This window comes from Streptococcus oralis subsp. dentisani, from assembly GCF_002096615.1.
Lineage (GTDB): Bacteria > Bacillota > Bacilli > Lactobacillales > Streptococcaceae > Streptococcus > Streptococcus oralis_U.
This window is the reverse complement of the sequence record NZ_NCUX01000025.1, coordinates 73,546-95,215: the sequence shown is the minus strand read 5'-3', so window position 1 is coordinate 95,215 and position 21,670 is coordinate 73,546. Positions and strand designations below refer to the sequence as shown.

Genomic DNA, 21,670 nt, shown 5'->3' with positions numbered 1-21,670 from the left:
AAGTTTAGAGGCTTCCTTTTTGGGAGTTTAGCTCAGCTGGGAGAGCATCTGCCTTACAAGCAGAGGGTCGGCGGTTCGATTCCGTCTCGCGCCATTTTAGCGGGTGTAGTTTAGTGGTAAAACTACAGCCTTCCAAGCTGTTGTCGCGAGTTCGATTCTCGTCACCCGCTTTGAACTTTGTTCAAATTACCAAGTTTTTAACTTGGGCGCGTAGCTCAGGTGGTTAGAGCGCACGCCTGATAAGCGTGAGGTCGGTGGTTCGAGTCCACTCGTGCCCATTAATAGGAGAATTACTCAAGAGGCTGAAGAGGACGGTTTGCTAAATCGTTAGGTCGGGTAACTGGCGCGGGGGTTCGAATCCCCCATTCTCCGTATACAGAGAGCTATAAAGCGAGTGTAGGAGTTTAAATCAACTTATACCTATTAATTAAATATTTTGGAGAATTACTCAAGAGGCTGAAGAGGACGGTTTGCTAAATCGTTAGGTCGGGTAACTGGCGCGGGGGTTCGAATCCCCCATTCTCCGTGATACAATTTGAGAATCTTTATCAACTCTAGTGGGTTGAAGAAAAGCTAAGATCGAGAAAGGACGAATTTCGTCCTTTCTTTTTTGATGTTGAGAGCGATAAAAATTCTTTTATTGAAGTTTTCAAAGTTTCGAAAACCAAAGGCATTTCGTTTGATAAGTTTAATGAGATTATTAGTCGCTTCCAATTTTGCGTTGGAATAAGGTAACTGAAGGGCGTTGACAATCTTCTCTTTATCCTTGAGGAAGGTTTTAAAGACAGTCTGAAAAAGAGGATGAACCAGCTTGAGATTATTTTCAATGAGTTCGAAAAAATTCTCTGCCTCCTTGTTCTGAAAGTTAAAAAGCAAGAGCTGATAGAGATTGTAGTGTTTCTTCAGCTCTGTGGAGATAGTCAAGCTTTCAGCGATGGCTGTTATAGGGACTTTCTCGACTAATTTTTGAGCGATTTGGTGGTTTTTCTTGACTAAGGGAGTCTCTGCGACAGCCATTTTTCCACGGACTTTACAGCGAAAACACCGTTTTCTCAATCGAATCAGCCTTTTGTATCTCGCACCTTCTAGATAAGGGATTTTAGATTTTTTTGAAAATCATATTTCTTCAGTGATTTCCTGTTGGGGGATCCATATTGATAATATCTACACTCTTGATATTAGGGCCTTTAATATTGAGTAGTTTTGTGATAAAATGTACACTTAATTTGACAATTCAAGCCAACAAATAGGCTCCATAATCTCCATAGTGGTTTTACTCACTACAGAATTATAGAGCTTTATTATCTAATGCTGTTTCTGTAATTTTCATACTAGAAAAAATCATAAATAGACTAGATTTAGTGGTATACTAAGGTTAGAGACTTTAAGTGGCTGGGGATAATCGAGATGAAAAATGGAGTAAAATTTCATAGTATTTTTTATAGATTTATACTATTTATCTTTGTAGTATTTCTAACTGTGATTTCAATGATCTTAGATGCAAAAAAAGCGCAAATTCGCTTTTTTAACCTATCTTTGACTATCGGACAAGAGGAGTTGAAGGTTGTTACAGTTGTAGTTTTGGTCCTTACTTTTCTTCTATCTTTCTTGTTTAAATGGAAGTGTTCAATCCATAAAACTGGGATTTATCTAAGAAAAATTGATTTATTTGTAGCTTGGGATGAGATTAGAGGTCTTAGCCATGTCTGGATCAATGAATATCATCGTGGACCTCATGGTTTCCTGTTCTATAATCGTAAGACGCTGGTTATTTATAGAGAAAATTATCAACCGATTTGCCTTTATAATATTTCATTATTGGCCTTATATGTGGCTAAATATTATCATCCAAAATTGAAAACCAATATAGTCTTAGCAACGTTGGCAAGTCTCTTCAATATGGCTTTAAATGCATGGTTCTTGTACGAGATGTTTAGTAAAAATTTGGTGAATATAAAAGCTGAAGTCTTTATGTTTTGGCTGCTTTTGTATGCTGTTAAAGTTTTTGCACTTCCATTGGTCATGCTTGGACACGAAAATCACTGCTATGGGGTTTCTTTGGTACATAGCACGGCATATAAAAAGAATGCTTCGAAAGCTATTCACCTGTAAAGTGTTGGAAGGAAGCCAGCTATTTATATATCTGTTGCTTTCTACATTCAAAAAGCACTATATGTTGCTAGTTGCATATAGTGCCGTTGTTAAGTCCAGCTAGTGAGTGAGATTTCACCACTATTGAGCCAGATGTCTGTCTGGTCATCAAGCTGGATAAGGAGTTGTCCTTTGTCGGAGATGTCCTTGGCGACTCCTTTTTTTTCAGTCTGATCTTGGATAAAACTGACCTCTCTTCCTAGAACAAGAGAGTGTTCTTTATAAAGATAGAGTAGTTCTTCGGGTGCTGTTTGGTAGAAACAACGCCAAATTTCTGAGATTAGTTCGTTTCGTGTGATAGGAGCTGGTGGTGTAAAGAGACTTCCAGCTTTTTCTTTTATCTCTTTGGGAAAATCGCTGATGGCAAAGTTGATTCCAACGCCGATAATGACGTCTGTTACTAGGCCTGTTTCCACGGACGTCATGGCTTCGGTGAGGATACCTGCTATTTTTTTATTTTTAAAGTAGATATCATTTACCCATTTGATACCCACGTCAATCAAGGTGAGGTTTTTAATGGCTTTGTAAATGGCACCTGCTGTAAGTAATGTGTAGGCAGGAAGCTGGTCATAGGGGAGATTTGGCTGAATATGTAATGACATATAAATACCTCCCTGAGCAGGAGAGTAGTAAGGGCGTTGAAAGCGACCACGACCTGCTGTTTGACATGTGGAAAGATAGAGACTATTTCCCTGGCTTCCACCTTCAATACCTTCTTTTGCATCTGTTTGAGTAGATTTTGTTTCAGGTTTGTAGAGAATGATTAAGTTGGTTTTCTCTTGAATCAAATCAGGTAGGATCAAATCGCCTTGAATAAGTTTGTAACCTTTATTTTTAATACTGTCAATCACGAGCCCTTCTTGTTGGAGGCGTTGAATTGCCTTCCATATGGATGTACGACTTAACGACAGTTCTTCTGCAATTTTTTCTCCGCTAACATAGTCGTTTTCTCTAGCTAATATTTGGTAGACTAGTTGGTGTGATTTCATTGATTTTCCTTTCTAGCTAAGAGGGAGTGAGAGAGTTCTTTTCGAGTTTGACTCGGTGTTTTATGAAAAAACTGCTTGTAGGCTTTTGAGAAATGGAGAGGATCTGAAAAGCCGACGGAGTACGCAATGACTTTAATAGATTCTTCAGTATGTTCCAGAAGTTGTTGTGCACGATGCATCCGAACGTAGAGTAGATACTCTTTTGGAGAGAGTTGGTGAAATTCTTTAAACACACTAGTTAAGTAACTTCTATGAACCGATAGCTCTTTAGCTAAATCTTGAATTGTGAGTGATTGAGGGTAGTGACTATCTATCAATCGTTTGCAGTCAAGATAGAGTTGGTGGGTTGATGAAATATTCTTTTTTTTCTGATTAGGAGCAATCGTTCCTAGATGAAACATTAGTTCATGGAGTTGCCCCATGATATGGAGTTGTGCTAGTTCGTTTGATTTTGTTACCTGAGCGAAACGGACAATACTATCAACGAGTTTTGCAGTTGTATGCGTATGACAGTTTTTTGACTGGATGAGGTAGGATTGGTCAGAAATTTGAGATAGAGCAAAGTAGTCAGGTGCCCTCCCTCCAGTGATCCCTAACCAGTAGTAAGCCCAAGGATTCTGGCTATCTGCTTGATAGAAGGTTAATTCATCTGGTTTTAGTAAAAAGAAATCTCCTGCCTTTAAATCAACAATTTTACCCTTATAATGGAATTGACCTTTTCCTTTAGTAATGTAATGTAGTACATAGGTATCTCGAATAGCTGGGCCAAAAGAGTAGTTAGGCGTGCATTCTTCATAACCGTAAAAGCTAAGAGAAAGATCAATTGTTCCAGTCTGGTATTCTGAAAAAACTAGCATGGGCACCTCCTACCTAACATTTTACCATATTCCTGAGACATTTTTCTATTTTAGAAAGCGCTTTTATGTGATAAAATTTTATCAAGAAATCGAAGAGGTGAAATATATGGGAGTTCGAATAGAGAATAATCTATTTTACGTTGAGAGTAAAGGTCTAAGTTTGATTATTGAAAATAGGGATGGGTTCTTATTATTAAAACATTTAGGAAAGACTATTAAGAACTATAGAGGCGCTAATAGTGTTTATGAACGCGATCATGCTTTTTCTGGTAATCCAACAGCTACTAATCGAACCTTTAGTTTGGATACGCAACGTCAAATTTTTGGACAACATGGTTTGGGTGACTTTAGAAAACCAACTTTACAGGTTCAACATGATGCAACTGAAGTAACAGACTTTCGATTTGTAGAAGCAAAGATTTTAAAAGGTCAGAATGGTCCACAGGGCTTACCTTCTCCACATAGCATGGACGATACAGAGACTCTTGCCTTGATTTTAAAAGATTCTAAGGCTCAACTTAGTCTGACTTTGTATTATACTACTTTTGATAATGATGCGACAATTGCTAGTTACAGTAAATTGGAAAATAATAGTAATCAGGAAGTTGTCATCCACAAGGACTTTTCTTTTATGGCTGATTTTCCTGCTGCAGCTTACGAAATAGTGACTTTACAGGGAGCTTATGCTCGTGAAAAGACTGTTCGACGTCAACAGGTAGAACAAGGAATTTTTTCGATTAGTTCGAACCGTGGAGCTTCTGGTCATGCTCAAACACCAGCTCTTTTATTATGTGATCAAGGAGTCAAAGAGGATGCTGGGAATGTGTTTGCCCTGCAACTACTGTATAGTGGAAATTTTGAAGCTTTTGTTCAAAAGAATCAATTGAATGAAGTTAGGGTGGCTATTGGCATTAACCCAGAAAACTTTTCTTGGAAGTTAAATCCTGAGGAAAACTTTGAAACACCGGTAGCTTTAGTGACCTTTTCAGATCAGGGATTAACTGGTATTAGCCATGAAAGTCAAAATTTTGTACTTAAGCACATTATGCCAAGTCAGTTTTCTAAAAAAGAACGTCCAATTCTAATCAATAACTGGGAAGCTACCTACTTTGACTTTCAGAAAGAACAACTGTTAGAACTAGCTGATGAAGCTAAGAAAGTTGGAATTGAACTTTTTGTATTAGATGATGGGTGGTTTGGTAATCGCTTTGATGATAATCGTGCTTTAGGTGATTGGGTTGTTAATGAGAAAAAACTGGGTGGAAGTCTTGAAAGTCTGATTTCAGCTATCCATGAAAGAGGTTTGCAGTTTGGGCTTTGGTTAGAACCTGAAATGATTTCTGTAGATAGCGATTTGTATCGCAAACATCCTGACTGGGCCATCCAGATTCAAGGATATGAGCATACTTACTCTCGGAATCAATTAGTACTTAATCTTGCAAATTCTCAGATAGTAGAATATTTGAAAAATGTCTTAGATGAACTCCTCTCTCATCATAAAATTGACTACATCAAATGGGATATGAATCGTAATATTACTAATCTGGGGAATGGTTCAGTTTATCTGGAAACCCAGATGCAGTCTCATCAGTACATGCTGGGGCTTTATGAACTTGTTTCTTATCTGACAGAGAAGCACAACCATATTCTCTTTGAGTCCTGCTCTGGTGGTGGAGGACGAAATGATCTTGGTATGATGCGTTATTTCCCACAAGTCTGGGCTAGTGATAATACTGATGCTATTGCACGTTTACCTATACAGTATGGATCATCCTATCTCTATCCAACCATTTCCATGGGAGCTCATGTGTCAGCAGTACCGAATCATCAGATGGGACGAATGACACCATTGCAAACTCGTGGTCATGTGGCAATGATGGGAAATCTGGGTTATGAGCTTGATTTGACAAGTTTATCAGATGAAGAGAAGGATGAGATTGCTAATCAGGTGAACTTGTATAAAGAAGTGCGGCCAGTAGTCCAGTTGGGAAACCAGTATAGGTTAATCAATCCCGATGCTGCATCCAATGAAGCAGCTGTACAATTTAACTATGGAAATCAAACAATTGTAACCTACGCCCGAATCTTATCAGTTGTAGAGACCATGGAAACAACTTTAAAGTTAAAAGATTTGGATGAAGAGGGACAGTATGAATTACAGGAAAATGGTGTAGTTTACTCAGGTGCAGAACTCATGTATGCGGGTATTACTATGGAGCTTCCGCAGGGAGATTATCTCAGCAGGCAGTTACATTTCATTAGAAGATAAGGAGATAAAATCATGAGATGGTATAAAAAGATGAGCTTAATTGCTACTACAGGACTCTGCCTTTTGGGACTGTCAGCTTGTAGTAGTCAAGAGGAGTCAACTGATGGCAAGGTAACGATTGAGTTTTTTAACCAGAAGACCGAGATGGCAGATACCTTGCAAAGAATAGTGGATGATTTTGAGAAGGAATATCCTAATATTGATGTGAAGTTGACAACAGTGCCCGCAGCAGGTATTGTCCTAAAAACGCGTGTTTTATCAGGGGACGTGCCAGATATTGTCAATATCTACCCTCAAAATATGGATTTCCAAGAGTGGGCTAAGGCAGGTTATTTTGCAGATATGACAGGAAAACCCTATCTTGAGAACGTTAAGAATGACTATGCTAAAAAGTATGCGATTAATGACAAAGTTTATAGTGTGCCTTTAACGGCCAACCTTTATGGAATCTATTACAATAAAACAAAATTTAAAGAATTAGGACTTGAGGAACCGAAGACTTTTAAAGAGTTTCAAGAGATTGTTAAAAAGATAAAAGATAGTGGGAATTCTCCATTTGCAGTTGCAGGCAATGAAGGCTGGACATTAAATGGTTACCACCAACTTTCTCTCATTACTATTACAGGTAGTGGTGATGCGGCTAATAGCTACCTTCGCTTTTCAAAACCAAACGCTATCTCTGCAGATGATGCTATTTTAAAAGCAGATGCAGAACGACTAGATTTGTTGGCGGATAATGCTCAAGATGGTTGGCGTGGTGCCTCTTATAATGATGCGGTGGTAGCATTTTCGAGTGGAAAAGCCTTGATGATGCCACAAGGATCATGGGCATTAGCCGCAATTAATCAACAGGATCCAAAATTTGAGGTGGGGATGTTTGCCTTTCCTGGAGAAGAAGTAGGAAAAGAAGTCACTGTTGGTGCAGGGGATATGGCATTATCAACTTCAGCTACTACCAAACACCCTAAGGAAACCGAAGAATTTATCAGCTATATGACTAGTCCAAAAGCTATGCAGTCATACTATGATGTAGATGGGTCACCAGTTGCGGTGAAGGGTATACAGGAAAAAGAAGATTCAGCGCTTGCAGAGATTTCTAAACTGGCCTTTACGGATAAACATTATGTTTGGTTGGGCCAACGCTGGAACTCTGAAGAAGACTTTTTTAATCTAAGTGCAGGTTATCTGATGGATAAAAATCTGAAAAATATGGCAAATAATCTCAATGCTTTCTTTAATCCAATGAAGGCAGATTTGGACTAGAATAGGAGTTAAGATGATATGGCTATTCGAAAATTTTTAAATAAATACTGGGGTTGGACATTTTTGCTCATCCCGCTTGCTTTACAAGCTATCTTCTTTTACTTTCCAATGGTACAAGGTGCTTTCTATAGTTTGACTAACTGGACTGGATTGACCTATAATTACAAATTTGTTGGTTTGAATAACTACAAATTGCTGATGATTGATGGGAAATTCTTCACAGCCATAGCCTTTACTTTGATTTTAACTCTGGCATTGATTATTGGAGAGATTACGATTGGGATGGTTGTGGCACGAGCCTTAAATTCTAAGATGAAGGGGCAGACCTTCTTTAGAGCATGGTTCTTTTTCCCGGCTGTTTTGTCTGGTTTGACAGTTTCCTTGATTTTTAAACAATTTTTCAACTATGGGCTTCCAACGATTGGAAAAATTTTAGGAATTAGCTTTTTACAAGAGAGTCTATTAGGAACACCTGTCGGAGCGGTAGTGGCAACTATCTTTGTTCTTCTATGGCAAGGAGTAGCAATGCCAATTATTCTCTTTCTTGCTGGTCTTCAGAGTATTCCAAATGATATTTTAGAGGCGGCATCAATTGATGGTGCAACAAGTAAACAAACTTTTTGGAAGATTGAATTGCCCTATTTGCTGCCGACGATTTCTATGGTTTTTATTCTGGCTCTCAAGTCCGGTTTGACAGTCTTTGACCAAATTTTTGCCTTGACGAGTGGTGGTCCAAATAATGCTACAACGTCTCTTGGACTTTTAGTCTACAACTATGCTTTCAAGAGTAATCAATATGGATATGCGAATGCAATTGCCTTGATTTTATTCTTAATTATTGGAATTGTTTCTCTTATCCAAATCAAACTATCAAAGAAATTTGAAATCTAATAGAGGAGTCCTACACATGAAAAAAGAAGAAAAATTGAATCAGTTTTGGAAATATGTCCTCTTGATAGTCGGTGGTATTCTTATACTTGTTCCTTTGTTGGTAACAGTATTTAGTTCTTTCAAAACAACTAAGGATATCATGAATCATTTCTTTAGTTTGCCCAATCCTTTTACGTTGAGTAATTATGAACGATTGATTTCGGATGGAATTGGAGGCTATTTCTGGAATTCAGCTGTTATTACGGTGTTATCATTGATTGTAGTAGCTTTCTTTATACCAGCTGCAGCTTATTCCATTGCTCGAAATATGTCCAAGAAAAAAGCCTTTGCAATTATGTATTCGCTCTTGATCTTAGGGATATTTGTTCCATTTCAGGTGATTATGATTCCCATCACAGTTATGATGAGTAAACTCGGTCTAGCAAATATGTGGGGGCTAGTAATACTCTACCTAACTTATGCTATTCCACAGACTCTCTTCTTGTATGTTGGTTATATAAAAATCAGTGTACCAGATAGTTTGGATGAAGCTGCGGAAATTGATGGGGCTGATCGTTTTACAACTTATCGTCGAATCATTTTTCCAATGTTGAAGCCCATGCATGCTACAACTTTGATTATCAATGCTCTCTGGTTCTGGAATGACTTTATGTTGCCACTGTTGATTCTGAATAAGGATTCCAAAATGTGGACTTTACCTCTCTTCCAATACAACTATCAGGGTCAGTACTTCAATGACTATGGCCCAAGTTTTGCATCTTATATTGTGGGAATTGTAACGATAACCATTGTCTACCTCATCTTCCAAAAACATATCATTTCAGGAATGAGCAACGGAGCAGTGAAGTAAGAAAGAGCTTAGGGAGTCTATCTTTCTTTATACAGAGAAACAGTTCTGCTTGTTGCCAATTTTATGTAGAAAACAAGAAAGTAGCGCTTAGTTGCTTGCATTCTATATTAGTACGAGTTCGATGTGAACAAAAATCTTAAAATATCTTTTATTTACGAAGCCAGGTCATATGAGACTTGGCTTTCATTAGAAAAAGGAGAACATCTATGACCATTCAAAATAAAACTATGTTGATTACTTACTCAGATAGTCTTGGAAATAACCTTAAAGACTTGTATGAGAATTTGGAAAAACATTTTGGCGATGCTATTGGAGGAGTTCACCTTCTACCATTTTTTCCCTCAACTGGTGATCGTGGATTTGCACCTGTTGATTATGATGAAGTAGATCCAGCTTTTGGTGATTGGGAGGATGTTAAGCGTTTAGGTGAAAAATATTATCTTATGTTTGACTTTATGATTAACCATATTTCTCGTCAATCGAAATATTATAAGGACTATCAAGAAAAACATGAAGCTAGTGAATTTAAAGATCTCTTTCTAAACTGGGACAAGTTTTGGCCAGAAAACCGTCCGACACAAGCTGATGTGGATTTAATTTACAAACGTAAGGATCGTGCGCCAAAGCAAGAGATTGCTTTTGCAGATGGTTCAGTAGAACATTTGTGGAATACTTTTGGTGAGGAGCAGATTGATCTTGATGTGACCAAAGACGTAACGATGGCATTCATCCGTAAGACGATTCAACATCTAGCAAGTAATGGGTGTGATTTGATTCGTCTAGATGCTTTTGCTTATGCAGTGAAGAAATTGGATACCAATGATTTCTTTGTGGAACCAGATATTTGGGATTTGTTGGATAAGGTCCGGGATATAGCATCTGAATACGGTGCAGAGCTCTTACCTGAGATTCATGAACACTATTCGATTCAGTTTAAAATAGCGAACCATGATTACTATGTTTACGATTTTGCCCTTCCAATGGTGACCCTTTATACTCTTTACAGTTCCAGAACAGAGCGTTTGGCTAAGTGGTTAAAGATGAGCCCGATGAAGCAATTTACGACACTAGACACCCATGATGGGATTGGAGTGGTGGATGTCAAGGATATCCTGACTGATGAGGAAATTGACTATGCTTCAAATGAGCTCTATAAGGTTGGAGCGAATGTCAAACGTAAGTACTCTAGTGCAGAGTATAACAATCTAGATATCTACCAAATCAATTCAACCTACTATTCTGCGCTTGGAGATGATGATGTCAAGTATTTCCTCGCTCGTCTGATTCAAGCTTTTGCTCCAGGAATTCCTCAGGTTTACTATGTGGGTCTATTAGCAGGAAAAAATGACTTGAAATTATTAGAAGAAACTAAGGAAGGTCGAAATATTAATCGTCATTACTATAGCAATGAGGAAATAGCAGAAGAAGTTCAACGTCCTGTGGTGAAGGCTCTTCTCAATCTATTTTCTTTCCGTAATCGATCAGAGGCCTTTGATCTAGAAGGGACTATTGAGATAGAAACACCAACAGCTCATAGCATTGTAATCAAACGTCAAAATAAAGACAAGTCCGTAACAGCAGTAGCAGAAATTGATTTGCAGAGTCAGACCTATCAAGTAGTGGAAAACGGCAGAGAAATTCGGTTTTAGTACCATATCAATAACAGAGTTTTTTTGTGGCGAAAACGTGTTCATTGTTCCCAAATGACGGAAAAAATGGTAAAATTAAAAGATAGTTTAGCATTTATCTTCTGGAGAAATCCAGAACAGAAAGGATCCGTTTTGAAATCAATTGGATTACTGGATAAGATAAGAGGGCTTTCGAAAAAAGATTTCTTTTTATATTTGATGATCATAAGTATCTTTTTACCTTTTTATTTGTTCTTAGCTCTCTTTGCTTTATATTTGATAGGTTTACTTGTTACTGGGGAGATGAAGGGAATTATCAAAGGATTGGCCAAACATCCTGTGCTTCTCTTTTTTATTGCCTACAGTAGTATTATCTCTATCGTCGCCAAGAACTGGCTTGGATTGGTTGCATCTTTACTGATGTTTCTCTTCCTCATTTTCTTTAGTTATTACCAGAAACGTCTGACACATGCTTTCTTTCGACTGATACTGCAGACAATCTTGTTTGGTAGTGTGCTCTCTGCTGTTTTTGCTACTTTGGAGCATTTCCAAATTGTAAAGAAATTTAACTACGCCTTTCTTTCGCCTAATATGCAAGTATGGCACCAAAACCGTGCAGAGGTAACTTTCTTTAATCCGAACTACTATGGAATTATCTGTTGCTTCTGTATCATGATAGCCTTTTACCTCTTTACAACGACGAAGTTAAGATGGTTAAAAATCTTTTGCGTGCTAGCAGGTTTTGTGAATCTATTTGGTTTGAATTTTACGCAAAATAGAACAGCCTTTCCTGCCATCATCGCTGGTGCCATCATTTATCTCTTTACAACCATAAAAAACTGGCGCGCCTTCTGGCTCAGTATTGGAGTTTTCGGGATTGGACTTTGTTTCCTCTTCTCAAGCGATTTGGGTGTCCGTATGGGAACGCTAGATTCTTCAATGGAGGAGCGAGTTTCAATCTGGAATGCGGGTATGACTTTGTTCAAGCAAAATCCGATCTGGGGTGAGGGTCCGCTGACCTATATGAATTCTTTCCCGAGAATCCATGCACCTTACCACGAACACGCGCATAGTCTTTACATCGATACTATTTTGAGTTATGGTTTGATTGGAACCATTCTCCTATCCATTTCTTCTGTGATCCCGGTTCACATGATGATGGATATGAGTCAGGAGTCTGGTAAACGACCAATTATAGGTCTTTATCTCTCCTTCCTTACAGTAGTTGCTGTACATGGAATTTTTGACTTGGCTCTCTTCTGGGTACAGTCAGGATTCATCTTCTTGTTGGTTATGTGCAGTCTACCACTGGAACATCGAACCTTGGTGTCTGAAATGACAGATTAAGTTACTCAAGAACGGAGATCTTCTACTCTAGGTAGGAGGTCTTTTTTGTTGGCGAAAATTATTTCTAAATCGAAATAGTTGACAGATGAAATAAAAGGTGTTACAATATGGAAAATTCGATATAGAAATAAATTGGAGGAAGTATGAAAGATAGTCATTTAGTTGCCCATCATATTCGTTTGTTGAATGGGCGGATTTTTCAAAAGTTACTGAGTCAGGATCCTGAAGCTCTTTATCGGAGTGAACAGGGCAAGATTCTCACTGTTTTATGGAATAGTGAGACAGGTTGCGCTACGGCCACAGATATTGCACTAGCGACAGGACTTGCTAACAATACGCTAACAACTATGATAAAGAAACTTGAGGAGCAAAACCTGGTCATCATTAGCCCATGTGGAATAGATAAGCGAAAAAAATACGTCAAGTTGACAGAGCAGGGTTGGTCTCAGAAAGAAGTTGGCCATCGTGTTAGTCAAAAATTGGATGCAATTTTTTATAAAGGATTCACTGAGGAAGAGATTCGTCAGTTTGAAAATTATCAGGAACGTATTTTAGCAAATTTAAAAGAAAAAGAGGCATAAAACATGTCAAAACAAGTTGAAAATGCACAAAATCTATACATTCATGCTATTCAAGATGGACACGTTGCTGAGGCTCAAGCTCAGTCTGTAGGGGATACTTACATTCAACACTCGACAGGTGTGCCAGATGGGAAAGAAGGATTTGCGGCTTTCTTTGCAAATTTCTTTGAGCGCCATCCCGAGCGTGAGATGAAAATTGTTCGCACTATTGAAGACGGCAATCTAGTCTTCGTCCATGTTCATCAATATCTCAATGGTGGGGAAGCTCAATGGGTGACGACAGATACTTTCCGTGCGGATGAGAATGGACGCATCGTGGAGCATTGGGATGTCATTGACTACTATCGAACACCTGAAAATGGCCAATTAGATCAGATTTTTGGTGATTTTGAGATCAAGGATTTGGACAAAACGGCAGAAAATAAAAAAACCGTTCGTCGTTTCTTGACAGAAATTTTCCAAAATGGGGAGCTGGAGCAGTGGAGTGATTATGTGGCAGACGATTTGATTCAGCATAATCATGAGATTGGACAAGGAAGTCAGGCTTATAAAAACTATGTTGCTGAACATGGTGTAACTTTCGACTTTGTTTTCCAGCTTTTGGGACAAGGAAACTATGTGGTCAGCTATGGGCAGACTCAGATTGATGGCGTTGCCTATGCCCAGTATGATATCTTCCGTCTAGAAAATGGGAAAATTGTGGAGCATTGGGACAATAAAGAAGTCATGCCTAAGGTAGAAGAATTGACCAACCGAGGGAAGTTTTAAAAGGAGATATTAAGATGAAAGCTGTGCTTGTTAAGGAAGCTGGAGGACCAGAAGTTCTGCAGGTTGTGGAAGTTCCAAAACCGACTGTTAAAGAAGGTTGGACCTTGGTCAAAGTGCAAGGATTTGGAATCAACCATAGTGAGATTTTTACTCGTCAAGGACTATCGCCGTCCGTTCAATTTCCACGGATTTTAGGGATTGAATGTGTGGGACTTGTAGAGGAGACCAATCGTCCCGATTTGCAGGTCGGGCAGCAAGTCATCTCCATCATGGGAGAAATGGGGCGTGCTTTTGATGGTGGTTATGCTGAGTATGTTTTGCTACCAGATAAACAGGTCTATCCTGTGAGGACAGAGCTTGCTTTGGAAAGTTTAATCGCACTGCCCGAAACCTACTACACGGCATTTGGCTCTTATCTCAATCTCAAGATTGAGGAGGGAGACCGAGTTCTGGTTCGGGCGGCGACTAGTGGTGTTGGGATTGCTTTTGCAAAACTTCTCAAGGGGCAATTTCCAAATGTCTATCTAGTGGGAAGTAGCCGAAGTCTGGACAAGGAAGAGCAACTAAAAGAGGCAGGATTTGACCAGGTAATTTTGGATAAGGTTGGCGTCTTGCAAACGGAAGAGCAGTTTGACAAGGTCTTGGATCTTGTCGGTCCGAGTGCTATTCTTGATACATTTGCTCGGACGGCAGATGGTGGTATTATCTGTTCTTGTGGCTTGCTGGGCGGTCAGTGGACTATTCCAGACTTTGATCCTATTGAAATGCTTTATCGTAATCTTTACTTAACTACTTTTGCTTCTGGCAATGTGTCTCAAGACAAGCTACAAGCTTTGGTGGACTTTGTGGAGCGTTATCAGATAGATGTGCGACCTGAAAAAGTATTTTCTATTGAGCAAATTCAGGATGCGCATGCTTATCTGGAAAGTAGCCAGTCTTTTGGCAAGGTTATCGTAAAAATTGAGGACAAAGAATGATTGAATATAAAAATGTAGCGCTACGCTATACAGAAAAAGATGTTTTGAGAGATGTCAATTTACGAATTGAGAATGGGGAATTCATGGTTTTAGTTGGGCCTTCTGGGTCAGGTAAGACGACCATGATTAAGATGATTAATCGTCTCTTGGAACCAACTGATGGAAATATCTATATGGATGGTAAACGCATCAAAGACTATGATGAGCGTGAGCTGCGCCTTTCCACAGGCTATGTCTTACAAGCGATTGCTCTCTTTCCCAATCTAACGGTGGCTGAAAATATTGCCCTGATTCCTGAGATGAAGGGGTGGACTAAGGAAGAGATTGCTCAGAAAACAGAAGAGCTTTTGGCTAAGGTTGGTTTACCAGTGGCTGAGTATGGACATCGGCTTCCTAGTGAATTATCTGGTGGAGAACAGCAACGGGTGGGCATTGTTCGTGCCATGATTGGTCAGCCTAAGATTCTTCTCATGGATGAACCTTTTTCAGCTCTTGATGCTATTTCGAGAAAACAACTACAAACTTTGACCAGAGAATTGCACAATGAATTTGGGATGACTACCATTTTTGTCACCCATGATACGGATGAGGCTTTAAAGTTAGGGAATCGGATTGCTGTTTTGCAGGACGGGGAGATTTGTCAAGTGGCAACACCTGAGGAAATCTTATCTGCACCTGCGACCAGCTTCGTAGCAGATTTATTTGGAGGTGTTCAACATGGCTAATTTGATTTCTACCTTTCAGGAGCGCTTTGGTGATTGGGTAACAGCCCTTGGTCAGCACCTCCAGCTCTCTCTTCTGACCTTACTTGTGGCCATCTTCCTGACCATTCCACTCGCTATCTATCTCAATAGTCACAAAAAAGCAGCCAATTGGGTGCTACAAATTGCAGGAATCTTTCAAACCATTCCTTCAATGGCCTTGTTGGGTCTCTTTATCCCTCTCATGGGGATTGGCACACTGCCAGCACTGACTGCTCTGGTGATTTACGCTATTTTCCCAATTTTAGAAAATACTGTCACAGCTTTGAATGGGATTGATCCTAGTTTAGAGGAAGCTGGAATCGCCTTTGGGATGACCAAGTGGGAGCGACTCAAGAAGTTTGAATTGCCTCTAGCTATGCCCGTCATCGTATCAGGAGTTCGGACGGCAACCGTTATGATTATCGGGACAGCGACTCTGGCAGCCTTGGTTGGAGCTGGTGGACTAGGTTCTTTTATCCTTCTAGGAATTGATCGTCGCAATGCCAGTCTGATCTTGATTGGAGCAATTTCATCCGCAGTTTTGGCTATTCTTTTCAACAGCCTCCTTAAATGGATGGAAAAGGCCAAGCTTCGGACGGTTTTTGCAGCTTTTGCGGTCCTAATCCTCGGACTAGGCGCTTCTTACACGCCAAGCTTGATACCAAAACAAAGCAAGGATAATCTGGTTATTGCTGGGAAATTAGGACCTGAGCCAGAAATTCTCATGAATATGTACAAGCTCCTCATCGAGGAAAATACGGATATGACTGTGACAGTCAAACCAAACTTTGGTAAGACTGACTTCCTTTATCAAGCACTGAAAAAAGGTGATATTGATATCTATCCTGAGTTTACTGGTACGATTACTGGGTCTCTCTTGCAGCCTGCTCCAAAGGTCAGCAATGATGAAGAAGAGGTTTTTGAAGCAGCGCGTGATGGAATAAAAAAACAGGACAATCTAGTCTTGCTCAATCACATGGCTTATCAAAACACCTTTGCCATTGCAGTACCTAAGAGTGTCGCCAAAGAATACAATCTTAAAACCATTTCTGACCTTAAGGCAGTTCAAGACAAGCTCAAGGCAGGGTTTACCTTGGAATTTAACGACCGTGAAGATGGGAACAAGGGGCTTCAGTCGGTCTATGGACTGAATCTCAATGTATCAACTATGGAGCCAGCCCTTCGCTATGATGCGATTCAATCAGGCGATATCCAAATCACGGATGCCTATTCGACCGATGCAGAGTTGGCACGCTATGATTTGCAGGTCTTGGAAGATGACAAGCAACTCTTCCCACCTTATCAAGGAGCTCCACTAATGAAAGAAGCTCTTCTCAAGAAACACCCTGAGTTGGAGACAGTTCTCAATAAACTGGCTGGTAAAATTTCTGAAAGTCAGATGAGCCAGATGAATTATCAAGTCGGCATTGAAGGCAAGCCTGCAGAACAAGTAGCCAAGGCATTTCTACAAGAACAAGGTTTGTTGAAGAAATAAATGGAGAGGAAAGTCAGGTGGCAGCCACTAGCAATTTTCTTCAGCAGACAAAATCCCATCTCGAATTATAGACGAGATGGGATTTTTAATGTTAGAGTAAGATAAACAAGAGAGCAATCAAAGCCGCTAGTGTGCCCCTTATAATGTGGTGCGATATATGTTGGTTTTCTTGCTGTCGCCCATTCCAGTAAGCACCGTAGCAGATGATGCTAGAGCCCACTATCCATAAGATGATCGTTGCTAGTGGAACGAAGAAAAAGATAGCAAGAGCTAGTGAAGTGAGACAACTGCCGACCAAGATGCACGTGTTTCCCAGACTGTAGTTCTTTTGTTTCATGGCTGCGAAAGCTGCCGCGAGATGAAGGAGGGAGAAAATAAGAGCCAATACAATCGTTAGAATTCCTAGGATAATAGAAGTTAACATGGTTGATTCCTTTCTTCGTGATAGGATTAAATTTCGAGTGATTTTGTAGAAGTCATCTCAATCACATCTAAGTAAAATCTCACCACTTGGTCTTCGGTATAAGATTTTCCTTTTTTAAGCCACCAGGTCAGTGTTTCGATAAAATTGGTTACTACAAAATGTTTGAGGTAGGAAGCCGGAATGTTTGGATAGGCCTCTTGCAAATCCTCCGCTACCATGGGGTAAACATGGTGTTCGAGTTCCTTGTGTAGTTGGCGGAGAAAGTAGTCGTTTTTGGAAAAAAGAAGACTAGTGACATGGTCTTGATTTTTTTGAAAATGCAAAAAAATATGTGCGAGGTAGTCCTCGGTAGTAAAGTGTCCTTCCCTTTCAAAGAGATGATGAAAGAGGTAGCGGCAGAGCTCATCTAAAAGCAGTTCCTTACTCTCGTAGTGACAGTAAAAAGTGGAACGCCCAACATCTGCCAAGTCAATGATATCTTGGACAGTAGTAGCATCATAGCCCTTGTCGTTCAAAAGTTGTAAAAAAGCTTGATAGATGGCTTTTTTAGTCTTACTGACTCGACGGTCTCTTTTTGGCATATAGACACTTGAGACAAACTGTTCAGAACTGAACAAGGCTGACAGTTTGCTTCTATCCTTTCTTTGGATTTTATTAGATAATACAAATGAAAGAAGTATGTATATACCCATTATACCAAAGGAGGGAGAGAAATGAGTTCTAAAACATCTATCTGGCTAGCCTTTTTCTTGAATCTATCATTTTCTGTTGTCGAATTTATTTTTGGAGGCATCTTCAATTCAAGTGCGGTATTAGCGGATGCGGTTCATGATTTGGGCGATGCTCTTGCCATAGGCTTATCAGCTTGCTTGGAAACTATTTCCAATCGTCAGGAAGACAAACGTTATACACTTGGTTATAAACGCTTCAGTCTGCTAGGCGCCATGCTGACTGCTTTGATCCTTTTGACAGGATCTTTCATGGTGCTCTTGGAGAATATTCCTCGTCTCCTATCCCCTCAGCCTGTCAACTACCAAGGGATGCTGTGGTTGGGGATTCTTGCGATTCTTATTAATCTTTTGGCTAGTCTAATCGTTCGTAAGGGTCAGACCAAGAACGAAGCTATCCTGACCTTGCATTTTCTAGAAGATATTCTAGGATGGCTAGCGGTTATTCTGGTTGCTGGTGTTTTGTATGTGACTGACTGGTACTTTCTCGATCCACTCTTGTCTCTTTTAATTTCTAGTTTTATCCTCTGGAAAGCCATTCCTCGTTTTTGGTCAACACTCAAGATTTTCTTAGATGCTGTGCCTGAAGGGATCGAGACCGCCGAGCTAGAGAAAGAGTTAGCAGCGCTAGCTAATGTCAAAAGTGTCAATCAACTTAGCATTTGGTCCATGGATGGTCTTGAGAACAATGCTGTTGTCCACATTTGTATCAAGGACTGGGAACAGATGATGGAGACAAAAGAAGTGGTTCGTCAATTTTTAGAAGAAAGAGGCGTGCAGAATATCACTATTGAAGTGGATAGCAGTCAAAGTAATCATGCGCAACATAGGCGGAAGGTGAGAGAGTTAGAGCAGAAGCATGGGCATCATTAGTACAAAGTGAAGAATGATTAAGCCCCTATGTTATTTGAAATAGAGTATTTTCTTTCCAGTTTAAATATTTTAAAAGTTTGGTCATATAAGGTACGGTATAAACTTTACTTAGTTGTTTGCTAATTAAAAGAATTTTTCTATTAGATGCAAAATGTTTGACTTGGAGTCAACTCAAAGTTGTATAATAAGATGAATGAGTTATAGTTGCTTAAATTCAGTGAAGAAAATGAAAGGAGGCTAGTATATGAATATTAAATCTGCCAGCGACTTATTGGGAATTTCAGCGGATACGATTCGGTATTACGAGCGAGTTGGTCTTGTGCCACCGATTACTCGAACGGCAACTGGGATTCGTGACTTTCAAGATCAGGATATAGAAGCTCTGGAATTTATTAAGTGTTTCCGTTCGGCGGGTGTCTCTGTAGACAGTTTAGTTGACTATATGTCGCTCTATCAAAAGGGGGATGAAACGAGAGAGGAAAGGCTTGGTATTTTAGAAGAGGAGAAGAAAAAATTAGAGGAGCGCTTGTCTCAGTTACAGGTGGCTTTAAATCGCTTAAATCTCAAAATTAAACTTTACAAGGAAGGAAAATTTTAAATGAAATCAGCAGTATATACAAAGGCAGGACAGGTTGGGCTTGCTACAATTGAACGTCCGCAAATTGAGGCAGATGATGCCATTATTCGGATCGTTCGGACCTGTGTTTGTGGCTCTGATCTGTGGAGCTATCGCAATCCAGATATTGAAACGGGCCATCAGAATAGCGGGCACGAAGCGATTGGTATCGTTGAGGCGATTGGTGATGCAGTGACGACTGTTAAACCTGGCGATTTTGTTATTGCACCTTTCACCCATGGCTGTGGGGAGTGTGATGCCTGTCGTGCTGGTTTTGATGGGACTTGTGACCGCCATATTGGCACCAATTGGTCTAATGGGGTGCAAGCGGAGTACATTCGCTTCGAATATGCCAACTGGGCTCTTGTCAAAATTCCGAGTCAGCCCTCTGATTATACAGAAGGCATGCTCAAATCCCTCTTGACACTGGCTGATGTCATGCCGACCGGCTATCATGCTGCGCGTGTTGCTAATGTTCAAAAAGGGGATAAGGTTGTCGTTATCGGTGACGGGGCTGTTGGGCAATGTGCTGTTATCGCCGCTAAGATGCGTGGTGCATCTCAAATTGTTCTTATGAGTCGTCACGAAGACCGTCAACAAATGGCTTTGGAGTCAGGGGCGACAGCTGTTGTGGCTGAACGTGGCGAAGAAGGAATTGCCAAGGTTCGAGAAATTCTTGGTGGAGGAGCAGATGCAGCTCTTGAGTGTGTCGGTACTGAGGCAGCGGTTGATCAGGCTCTTGGTGTCCTTCACAATGGTGGTCGTTTGGGCTTTGTTGGAGTTCCTCACTATAGCAATCGAGCTCTCGGTTCAACTTTTGCTCAAAATATTACGGTAGCAGGCGGAGCAGCCTCTGTAACGACTTACAACAAACAGTTCTTACTGAAGGCAGTCCTTGATGGCGATATCAACCCAGGCCGTGTCTTTACTTCAAGTTATAAATTAGAAGAGATTGACCAAGCCTATAAAGATATGGATGATCGCAAAACCATTAAGTCTATGATTGTGATGGATTAACAAAGAAAATCCTAATGGAGATTTGAGAATTTCTATTAGGATTTTTTGCGTTGGTATATTTGTTGAGTTATGGCAACGTACTTTCTCTCAAAGTCAGTCTGGTGCCCAGCATGGTTAGGCTAGGGATTTTGCGACCATGGAGAACTTCCTTATTAAGAATATCCATACCTGCTCGGCCCATTTCCTCGGTATAGACGGTAATGCTAGATAGAGGAGGATAGACCTGCTTGGTCAGGCTGGTGTCGTTAAAAGAAATGAGGCTTACGCGGTCTGGTAGGCTGATTCCAGCTTCTTGAAGGGAACGGAGGGCGCCGATGGCTAAACTATCGCTGGCGGCGAAAAAGGCTGGTGGGAGTTGTTCTCCCAACTTGTGAATGGCCTTCTTCATCAAGTCATAGCCAGACTGGGCAGTAAAGCTCCCCTGAAAGACCAGTTCTTCATGGTAGATTCCATTTGCTTGGGTATAGTCTTTGAAATTTTCTAGCCGCTTATCCTGAATAATTTCTTCTTGGTCGGTTGTTTCTTCAAGGCCTGTGAGAATTCCAATACGGTTCATACCTTGACTGAGGAAATGGTCTACAACTTGTTTCACAGCAGTGTAAAAGTCCGTGATAATACAGGTATGACCTAGTGAGAGGGTATCGCTGTCTATAAAGACTAAAGGTTTTTGGTATTCTTCAAAGGCAGAAATCTGAGCTCGGCTGAACTTTCCGATGCAGAGAATGCCAATCACTTCCTCGCTTAATGTAAAAGGATGGTCATTAAAATAGCGCAAGATATCATAGTCCAACTCTTGGGCTCTTTTTTCAATACCGAGACGAATCTGATAGTAGTAGAGGTCGTCCAACTCCCCTTGTTCGCTGACCCATTGGATAATGGCAATCTTTTGCTTGGGTTTGTGGGATTCGCCTGTCTTGAGGTGCTTAGTATAGCCCAGCTCTTCAGCGACGGTTAAAATACGGTGTCTAGTTTCTTCTGTAACAGATAGACTCTGGTCGCGATTGAGGACACGAGATACTGTCGCGATAGAGACAGAGGCTAGCTGTGCAATGTCTTTTAATGTAGCCATAAATCCTCCTCCTTTTAGGTTAGTATATCATATTTTTCTTCTTTTTACCGATAGTTTAGTAAAAGTTTAGTAAAAAGGATTGACCTTGGCAAATGCCTTGGATACAATAGAAGAAAACGATTACACGTTAAGAT

At 40.2% G+C, this 21,670-nt stretch carries 20 protein-coding genes, 5 tRNA genes and 1 pseudogene; 20 read left to right on the top strand and 6 right to left on the bottom strand.

Going from position 1 to position 21,670, the window contains the following annotated elements; genetic code table 11:
- The first annotated feature begins 29 nt into the window (after positions 1 to 29).
- The 5 genes from B7708_RS00825 to B7708_RS00805 all read left to right on the top strand — a co-directional run bounded on the left by B7708_RS00825 (position 30) and on the right by B7708_RS00805 (position 526).
- Positions 30 to 94, top strand: a tRNA-Val gene (locus B7708_RS00825).
- Positions 95 to 99: 5 nt separating this feature from the next.
- Positions 100 to 170, top strand: a tRNA-Gly gene (locus B7708_RS00820).
- A gap of 34 nt (positions 171 to 204) precedes the next feature.
- Positions 205 to 278: transfer RNA gene (locus tag B7708_RS00815), tRNA-Ile, on the top strand.
- 6 nt (positions 279 to 284) lie between these two features.
- Positions 285 to 372, top strand: a tRNA-Ser gene (locus B7708_RS00810).
- Positions 373 to 438: 66 nt separating this feature from the next.
- Positions 439 to 526 (top strand) — tRNA-Ser (locus tag B7708_RS00805).
- 47 nt (positions 527 to 573) lie between these two features.
- Here the strand turns inward: B7708_RS00805 and B7708_RS10225 are convergent.
- Positions 574 to 987, bottom strand: a pseudogene (locus tag B7708_RS10225) (transposase); the annotation flags it as partial.
- A gap of 420 nt (positions 988 to 1,407) precedes the next feature.
- On the opposite strand from B7708_RS10225, the gene B7708_RS00795 reads away from it, so the two are divergent.
- A complete protein-coding gene (locus B7708_RS00795; protein ID WP_084973034.1) occupies positions 1,408 to 2,112 on the top strand; it encodes a hypothetical protein in 705 nt (234 codons plus the stop codon).
- An 89-nt stretch (positions 2,113 to 2,201) separates the two neighbouring features.
- Here the strand turns inward: B7708_RS00795 and birA are convergent, their stop codons facing one another.
- Both birA and B7708_RS00785 read right to left on the bottom strand, forming a co-directional pair.
- Positions 2,202 to 3,140 carry a bifunctional biotin--[acetyl-CoA-carboxylase] ligase/biotin operon repressor BirA gene (gene birA, locus B7708_RS00790; protein ID WP_084973032.1) on the bottom strand — a complete coding sequence of 313 codons (939 nt, stop codon included), beginning with the start codon at positions 3,138 to 3,140 and terminating at the stop codon, positions 2,202 to 2,204.
- The gene (locus B7708_RS00785) at positions 3,137 to 3,997 is read right to left on the bottom strand and encodes an AraC family transcriptional regulator (protein WP_084973031.1); all 861 of its coding nucleotides are present in this window, start codon (positions 3,995 to 3,997) and stop codon (positions 3,137 to 3,139) included. The genes birA and B7708_RS00785 overlap by 4 nt, the downstream gene beginning before the upstream one ends.
- 106 nt (positions 3,998 to 4,103) lie before the next feature.
- On the opposite strand from B7708_RS00785, the gene B7708_RS00780 reads away from it, so the two are divergent.
- From B7708_RS00780 to B7708_RS00730, 11 genes are all read left to right on the top strand, one after another.
- Positions 4,104 to 6,266 carry an alpha-galactosidase gene (locus tag B7708_RS00780; RefSeq protein ID WP_084973040.1) on the top strand — a complete coding sequence of 721 codons (2,163 nt, stop codon included), beginning with the start codon at positions 4,104 to 4,106 and terminating at the stop codon, positions 6,264 to 6,266.
- Between the two features lie 12 nt (positions 6,267 to 6,278).
- On the top strand, positions 6,279 to 7,529 hold the full coding sequence (locus tag B7708_RS00775) for an extracellular solute-binding protein (protein ID WP_084973029.1): 1,251 nt from the start codon (positions 6,279 to 6,281) through the stop codon (positions 7,527 to 7,529).
- An 18-nt stretch (positions 7,530 to 7,547) separates the two neighbouring features.
- The gene (locus tag B7708_RS00770; RefSeq protein WP_084973027.1) at positions 7,548 to 8,420 is read left to right on the top strand and encodes a carbohydrate ABC transporter permease; all 873 of its coding nucleotides are present in this window, start codon (positions 7,548 to 7,550) and stop codon (positions 8,418 to 8,420) included.
- A 16-nt stretch (positions 8,421 to 8,436) separates the two neighbouring features.
- Positions 8,437 to 9,270 (top strand): carbohydrate ABC transporter permease, encoded by an 834-nt coding sequence (locus tag B7708_RS00765; RefSeq protein ID WP_000711271.1) that lies wholly within the window; start codon positions 8,437 to 8,439, stop codon positions 9,268 to 9,270.
- Positions 9,271 to 9,476: 206 nt separating this feature from the next.
- On the top strand, positions 9,477 to 10,919 hold the full coding sequence (gene gtfA / locus B7708_RS00760; protein WP_084973026.1) for a sucrose phosphorylase: 1,443 nt from the start codon (positions 9,477 to 9,479) through the stop codon (positions 10,917 to 10,919).
- 132 nt (positions 10,920 to 11,051) lie between these two features.
- Positions 11,052 to 12,245, top strand: coding sequence for an O-antigen ligase family protein (locus B7708_RS00755; protein WP_084973038.1), 1,194 nt, complete (start codon positions 11,052 to 11,054; stop codon positions 12,243 to 12,245).
- A gap of 143 nt (positions 12,246 to 12,388) precedes the next feature.
- Positions 12,389 to 12,826 (top strand): MarR family winged helix-turn-helix transcriptional regulator, encoded by a 438-nt coding sequence (locus B7708_RS00750; RefSeq protein ID WP_084973024.1) that lies wholly within the window; start codon positions 12,389 to 12,391, stop codon positions 12,824 to 12,826.
- Between the two features lie 3 nt (positions 12,827 to 12,829).
- Complete coding sequence (locus tag B7708_RS00745) at positions 12,830 to 13,594, top strand: nuclear transport factor 2 family protein (protein WP_084973022.1); 765 nt, start codon at positions 12,830 to 12,832, stop codon at positions 13,592 to 13,594.
- A gap of 14 nt (positions 13,595 to 13,608) precedes the next feature.
- Positions 13,609 to 14,571, top strand: coding sequence for a zinc-binding dehydrogenase (locus tag B7708_RS00740; protein ID WP_084973021.1), 963 nt, complete (start codon positions 13,609 to 13,611; stop codon positions 14,569 to 14,571).
- Positions 14,568 to 15,296 (top strand): ATP-binding cassette domain-containing protein, encoded by a 729-nt coding sequence (locus B7708_RS00735; RefSeq protein WP_061909043.1) that lies wholly within the window; start codon positions 14,568 to 14,570, stop codon positions 15,294 to 15,296. Before B7708_RS00740 ends, B7708_RS00735 begins: the two co-directional genes overlap by 4 nt.
- Positions 15,289 to 16,809 (top strand): ABC transporter permease/substrate-binding protein, encoded by a 1,521-nt coding sequence (locus tag B7708_RS00730; RefSeq protein ID WP_084973019.1) that lies wholly within the window; start codon positions 15,289 to 15,291, stop codon positions 16,807 to 16,809. The genes B7708_RS00735 and B7708_RS00730 overlap by 8 nt, the downstream gene beginning before the upstream one ends.
- A gap of 91 nt (positions 16,810 to 16,900) precedes the next feature.
- Here B7708_RS00730 and B7708_RS00725 read toward each other — a convergent pair whose 3' ends face one another.
- Together B7708_RS00725 and B7708_RS00720 are read right to left on the bottom strand one after the other, a co-directional pair.
- Positions 16,901 to 17,233 (bottom strand): hypothetical protein, encoded by a 333-nt coding sequence (locus B7708_RS00725; RefSeq protein ID WP_000958079.1) that lies wholly within the window; start codon positions 17,231 to 17,233, stop codon positions 16,901 to 16,903.
- Positions 17,234 to 17,259: 26 nt separating this feature from the next.
- Positions 17,260 to 17,814: a TetR/AcrR family transcriptional regulator gene (locus B7708_RS00720; RefSeq protein ID WP_084973017.1), complete on the bottom strand. Its 555-nt coding sequence runs from the start codon at positions 17,812 to 17,814 to the stop codon at positions 17,260 to 17,262.
- A gap of 132 nt (positions 17,815 to 17,946) precedes the next feature.
- Between B7708_RS00720 and B7708_RS00715 the strand changes: the two genes are divergently transcribed.
- The 3 genes from B7708_RS00715 (at position 17,947) to B7708_RS00705 (ending at position 20,467) form a co-directional block, all read left to right on the top strand.
- Complete coding sequence (locus B7708_RS00715) at positions 17,947 to 18,834, top strand: cation diffusion facilitator family transporter (RefSeq protein ID WP_084973015.1); 888 nt, start codon at positions 17,947 to 17,949, stop codon at positions 18,832 to 18,834.
- A 244-nt stretch (positions 18,835 to 19,078) separates the two neighbouring features.
- Positions 19,079 to 19,432 carry a stress response transcriptional regulator NmlR gene (gene nmlR / locus B7708_RS00710; RefSeq protein WP_084973013.1) on the top strand — a complete coding sequence of 118 codons (354 nt, stop codon included), beginning with the start codon at positions 19,079 to 19,081 and terminating at the stop codon, positions 19,430 to 19,432.
- Complete coding sequence (locus B7708_RS00705; protein ID WP_084973011.1) at positions 19,433 to 20,467, top strand: zinc-binding dehydrogenase; 1,035 nt, start codon at positions 19,433 to 19,435, stop codon at positions 20,465 to 20,467.
- A gap of 67 nt (positions 20,468 to 20,534) precedes the next feature.
- On the opposite strand, the gene galR is transcribed toward B7708_RS00705, so the two are convergent.
- Positions 20,535 to 21,536: a DNA-binding transcriptional regulator GalR gene (gene galR, locus B7708_RS00700; protein ID WP_084973009.1), complete on the bottom strand. Its 1,002-nt coding sequence runs from the start codon at positions 21,534 to 21,536 to the stop codon at positions 20,535 to 20,537.
- Positions 21,537 to 21,670: the final 134 nt, after the last annotated feature.

Bases quoted from the DNA above. Each gene is read 5' to 3' on its own strand.
- B7708_RS00795 (WP_084973034.1), top strand. From the start codon at position 1,408: ATGAAAAATGGAGTAAAATTTCATAGTATTTTTTATAGATTTATACTA.
- birA (WP_084973032.1), bottom strand. From the start codon at position 3,140: ATGAAATCACACCAACTAGTCTACCAAATATTAGCTAGAGAAAACGAC.
- B7708_RS00785 (WP_084973031.1), bottom strand. From the start codon at position 3,997: ATGCTAGTTTTTTCAGAATACCAGACTGGAACAATTGATCTTTCTCTT.
- B7708_RS00780 (WP_084973040.1), top strand. From the start codon at position 4,104: ATGGGAGTTCGAATAGAGAATAATCTATTTTACGTTGAGAGTAAAGGT.
- B7708_RS00775 (WP_084973029.1), top strand. From the start codon at position 6,279: ATGAGATGGTATAAAAAGATGAGCTTAATTGCTACTACAGGACTCTGC.
- B7708_RS00770 (WP_084973027.1), top strand. From the start codon at position 7,548: ATGGCTATTCGAAAATTTTTAAATAAATACTGGGGTTGGACATTTTTG.
- B7708_RS00765 (WP_000711271.1), top strand. From the start codon at position 8,437: ATGAAAAAAGAAGAAAAATTGAATCAGTTTTGGAAATATGTCCTCTTG.
- gtfA (WP_084973026.1), top strand. From the start codon at position 9,477: ATGACCATTCAAAATAAAACTATGTTGATTACTTACTCAGATAGTCTT.
- B7708_RS00750 (WP_084973024.1), top strand. From the start codon at position 12,389: ATGAAAGATAGTCATTTAGTTGCCCATCATATTCGTTTGTTGAATGGG.
- B7708_RS00745 (WP_084973022.1), top strand. From the start codon at position 12,830: ATGTCAAAACAAGTTGAAAATGCACAAAATCTATACATTCATGCTATT.
- B7708_RS00740 (WP_084973021.1), top strand. From the start codon at position 13,609: ATGAAAGCTGTGCTTGTTAAGGAAGCTGGAGGACCAGAAGTTCTGCAG.
- B7708_RS00735 (WP_061909043.1), top strand. From the start codon at position 14,568: ATGATTGAATATAAAAATGTAGCGCTACGCTATACAGAAAAAGATGTT.
- B7708_RS00730 (WP_084973019.1), top strand. From the start codon at position 15,289: ATGGCTAATTTGATTTCTACCTTTCAGGAGCGCTTTGGTGATTGGGTA.
- B7708_RS00725 (WP_000958079.1), bottom strand. From the start codon at position 17,233: ATGTTAACTTCTATTATCCTAGGAATTCTAACGATTGTATTGGCTCTT.
- B7708_RS00720 (WP_084973017.1), bottom strand. From the start codon at position 17,814: ATGCCAAAAAGAGACCGTCGAGTCAGTAAGACTAAAAAAGCCATCTAT.
- B7708_RS00715 (WP_084973015.1), top strand. From the start codon at position 17,947: ATGAGTTCTAAAACATCTATCTGGCTAGCCTTTTTCTTGAATCTATCA.
- nmlR (WP_084973013.1), top strand. From the start codon at position 19,079: ATGAATATTAAATCTGCCAGCGACTTATTGGGAATTTCAGCGGATACG.
- B7708_RS00705 (WP_084973011.1), top strand. From the start codon at position 19,433: ATGAAATCAGCAGTATATACAAAGGCAGGACAGGTTGGGCTTGCTACA.
- galR (WP_084973009.1), bottom strand. From the start codon at position 21,536: ATGGCTACATTAAAAGACATTGCACAGCTAGCCTCTGTCTCTATCGCG.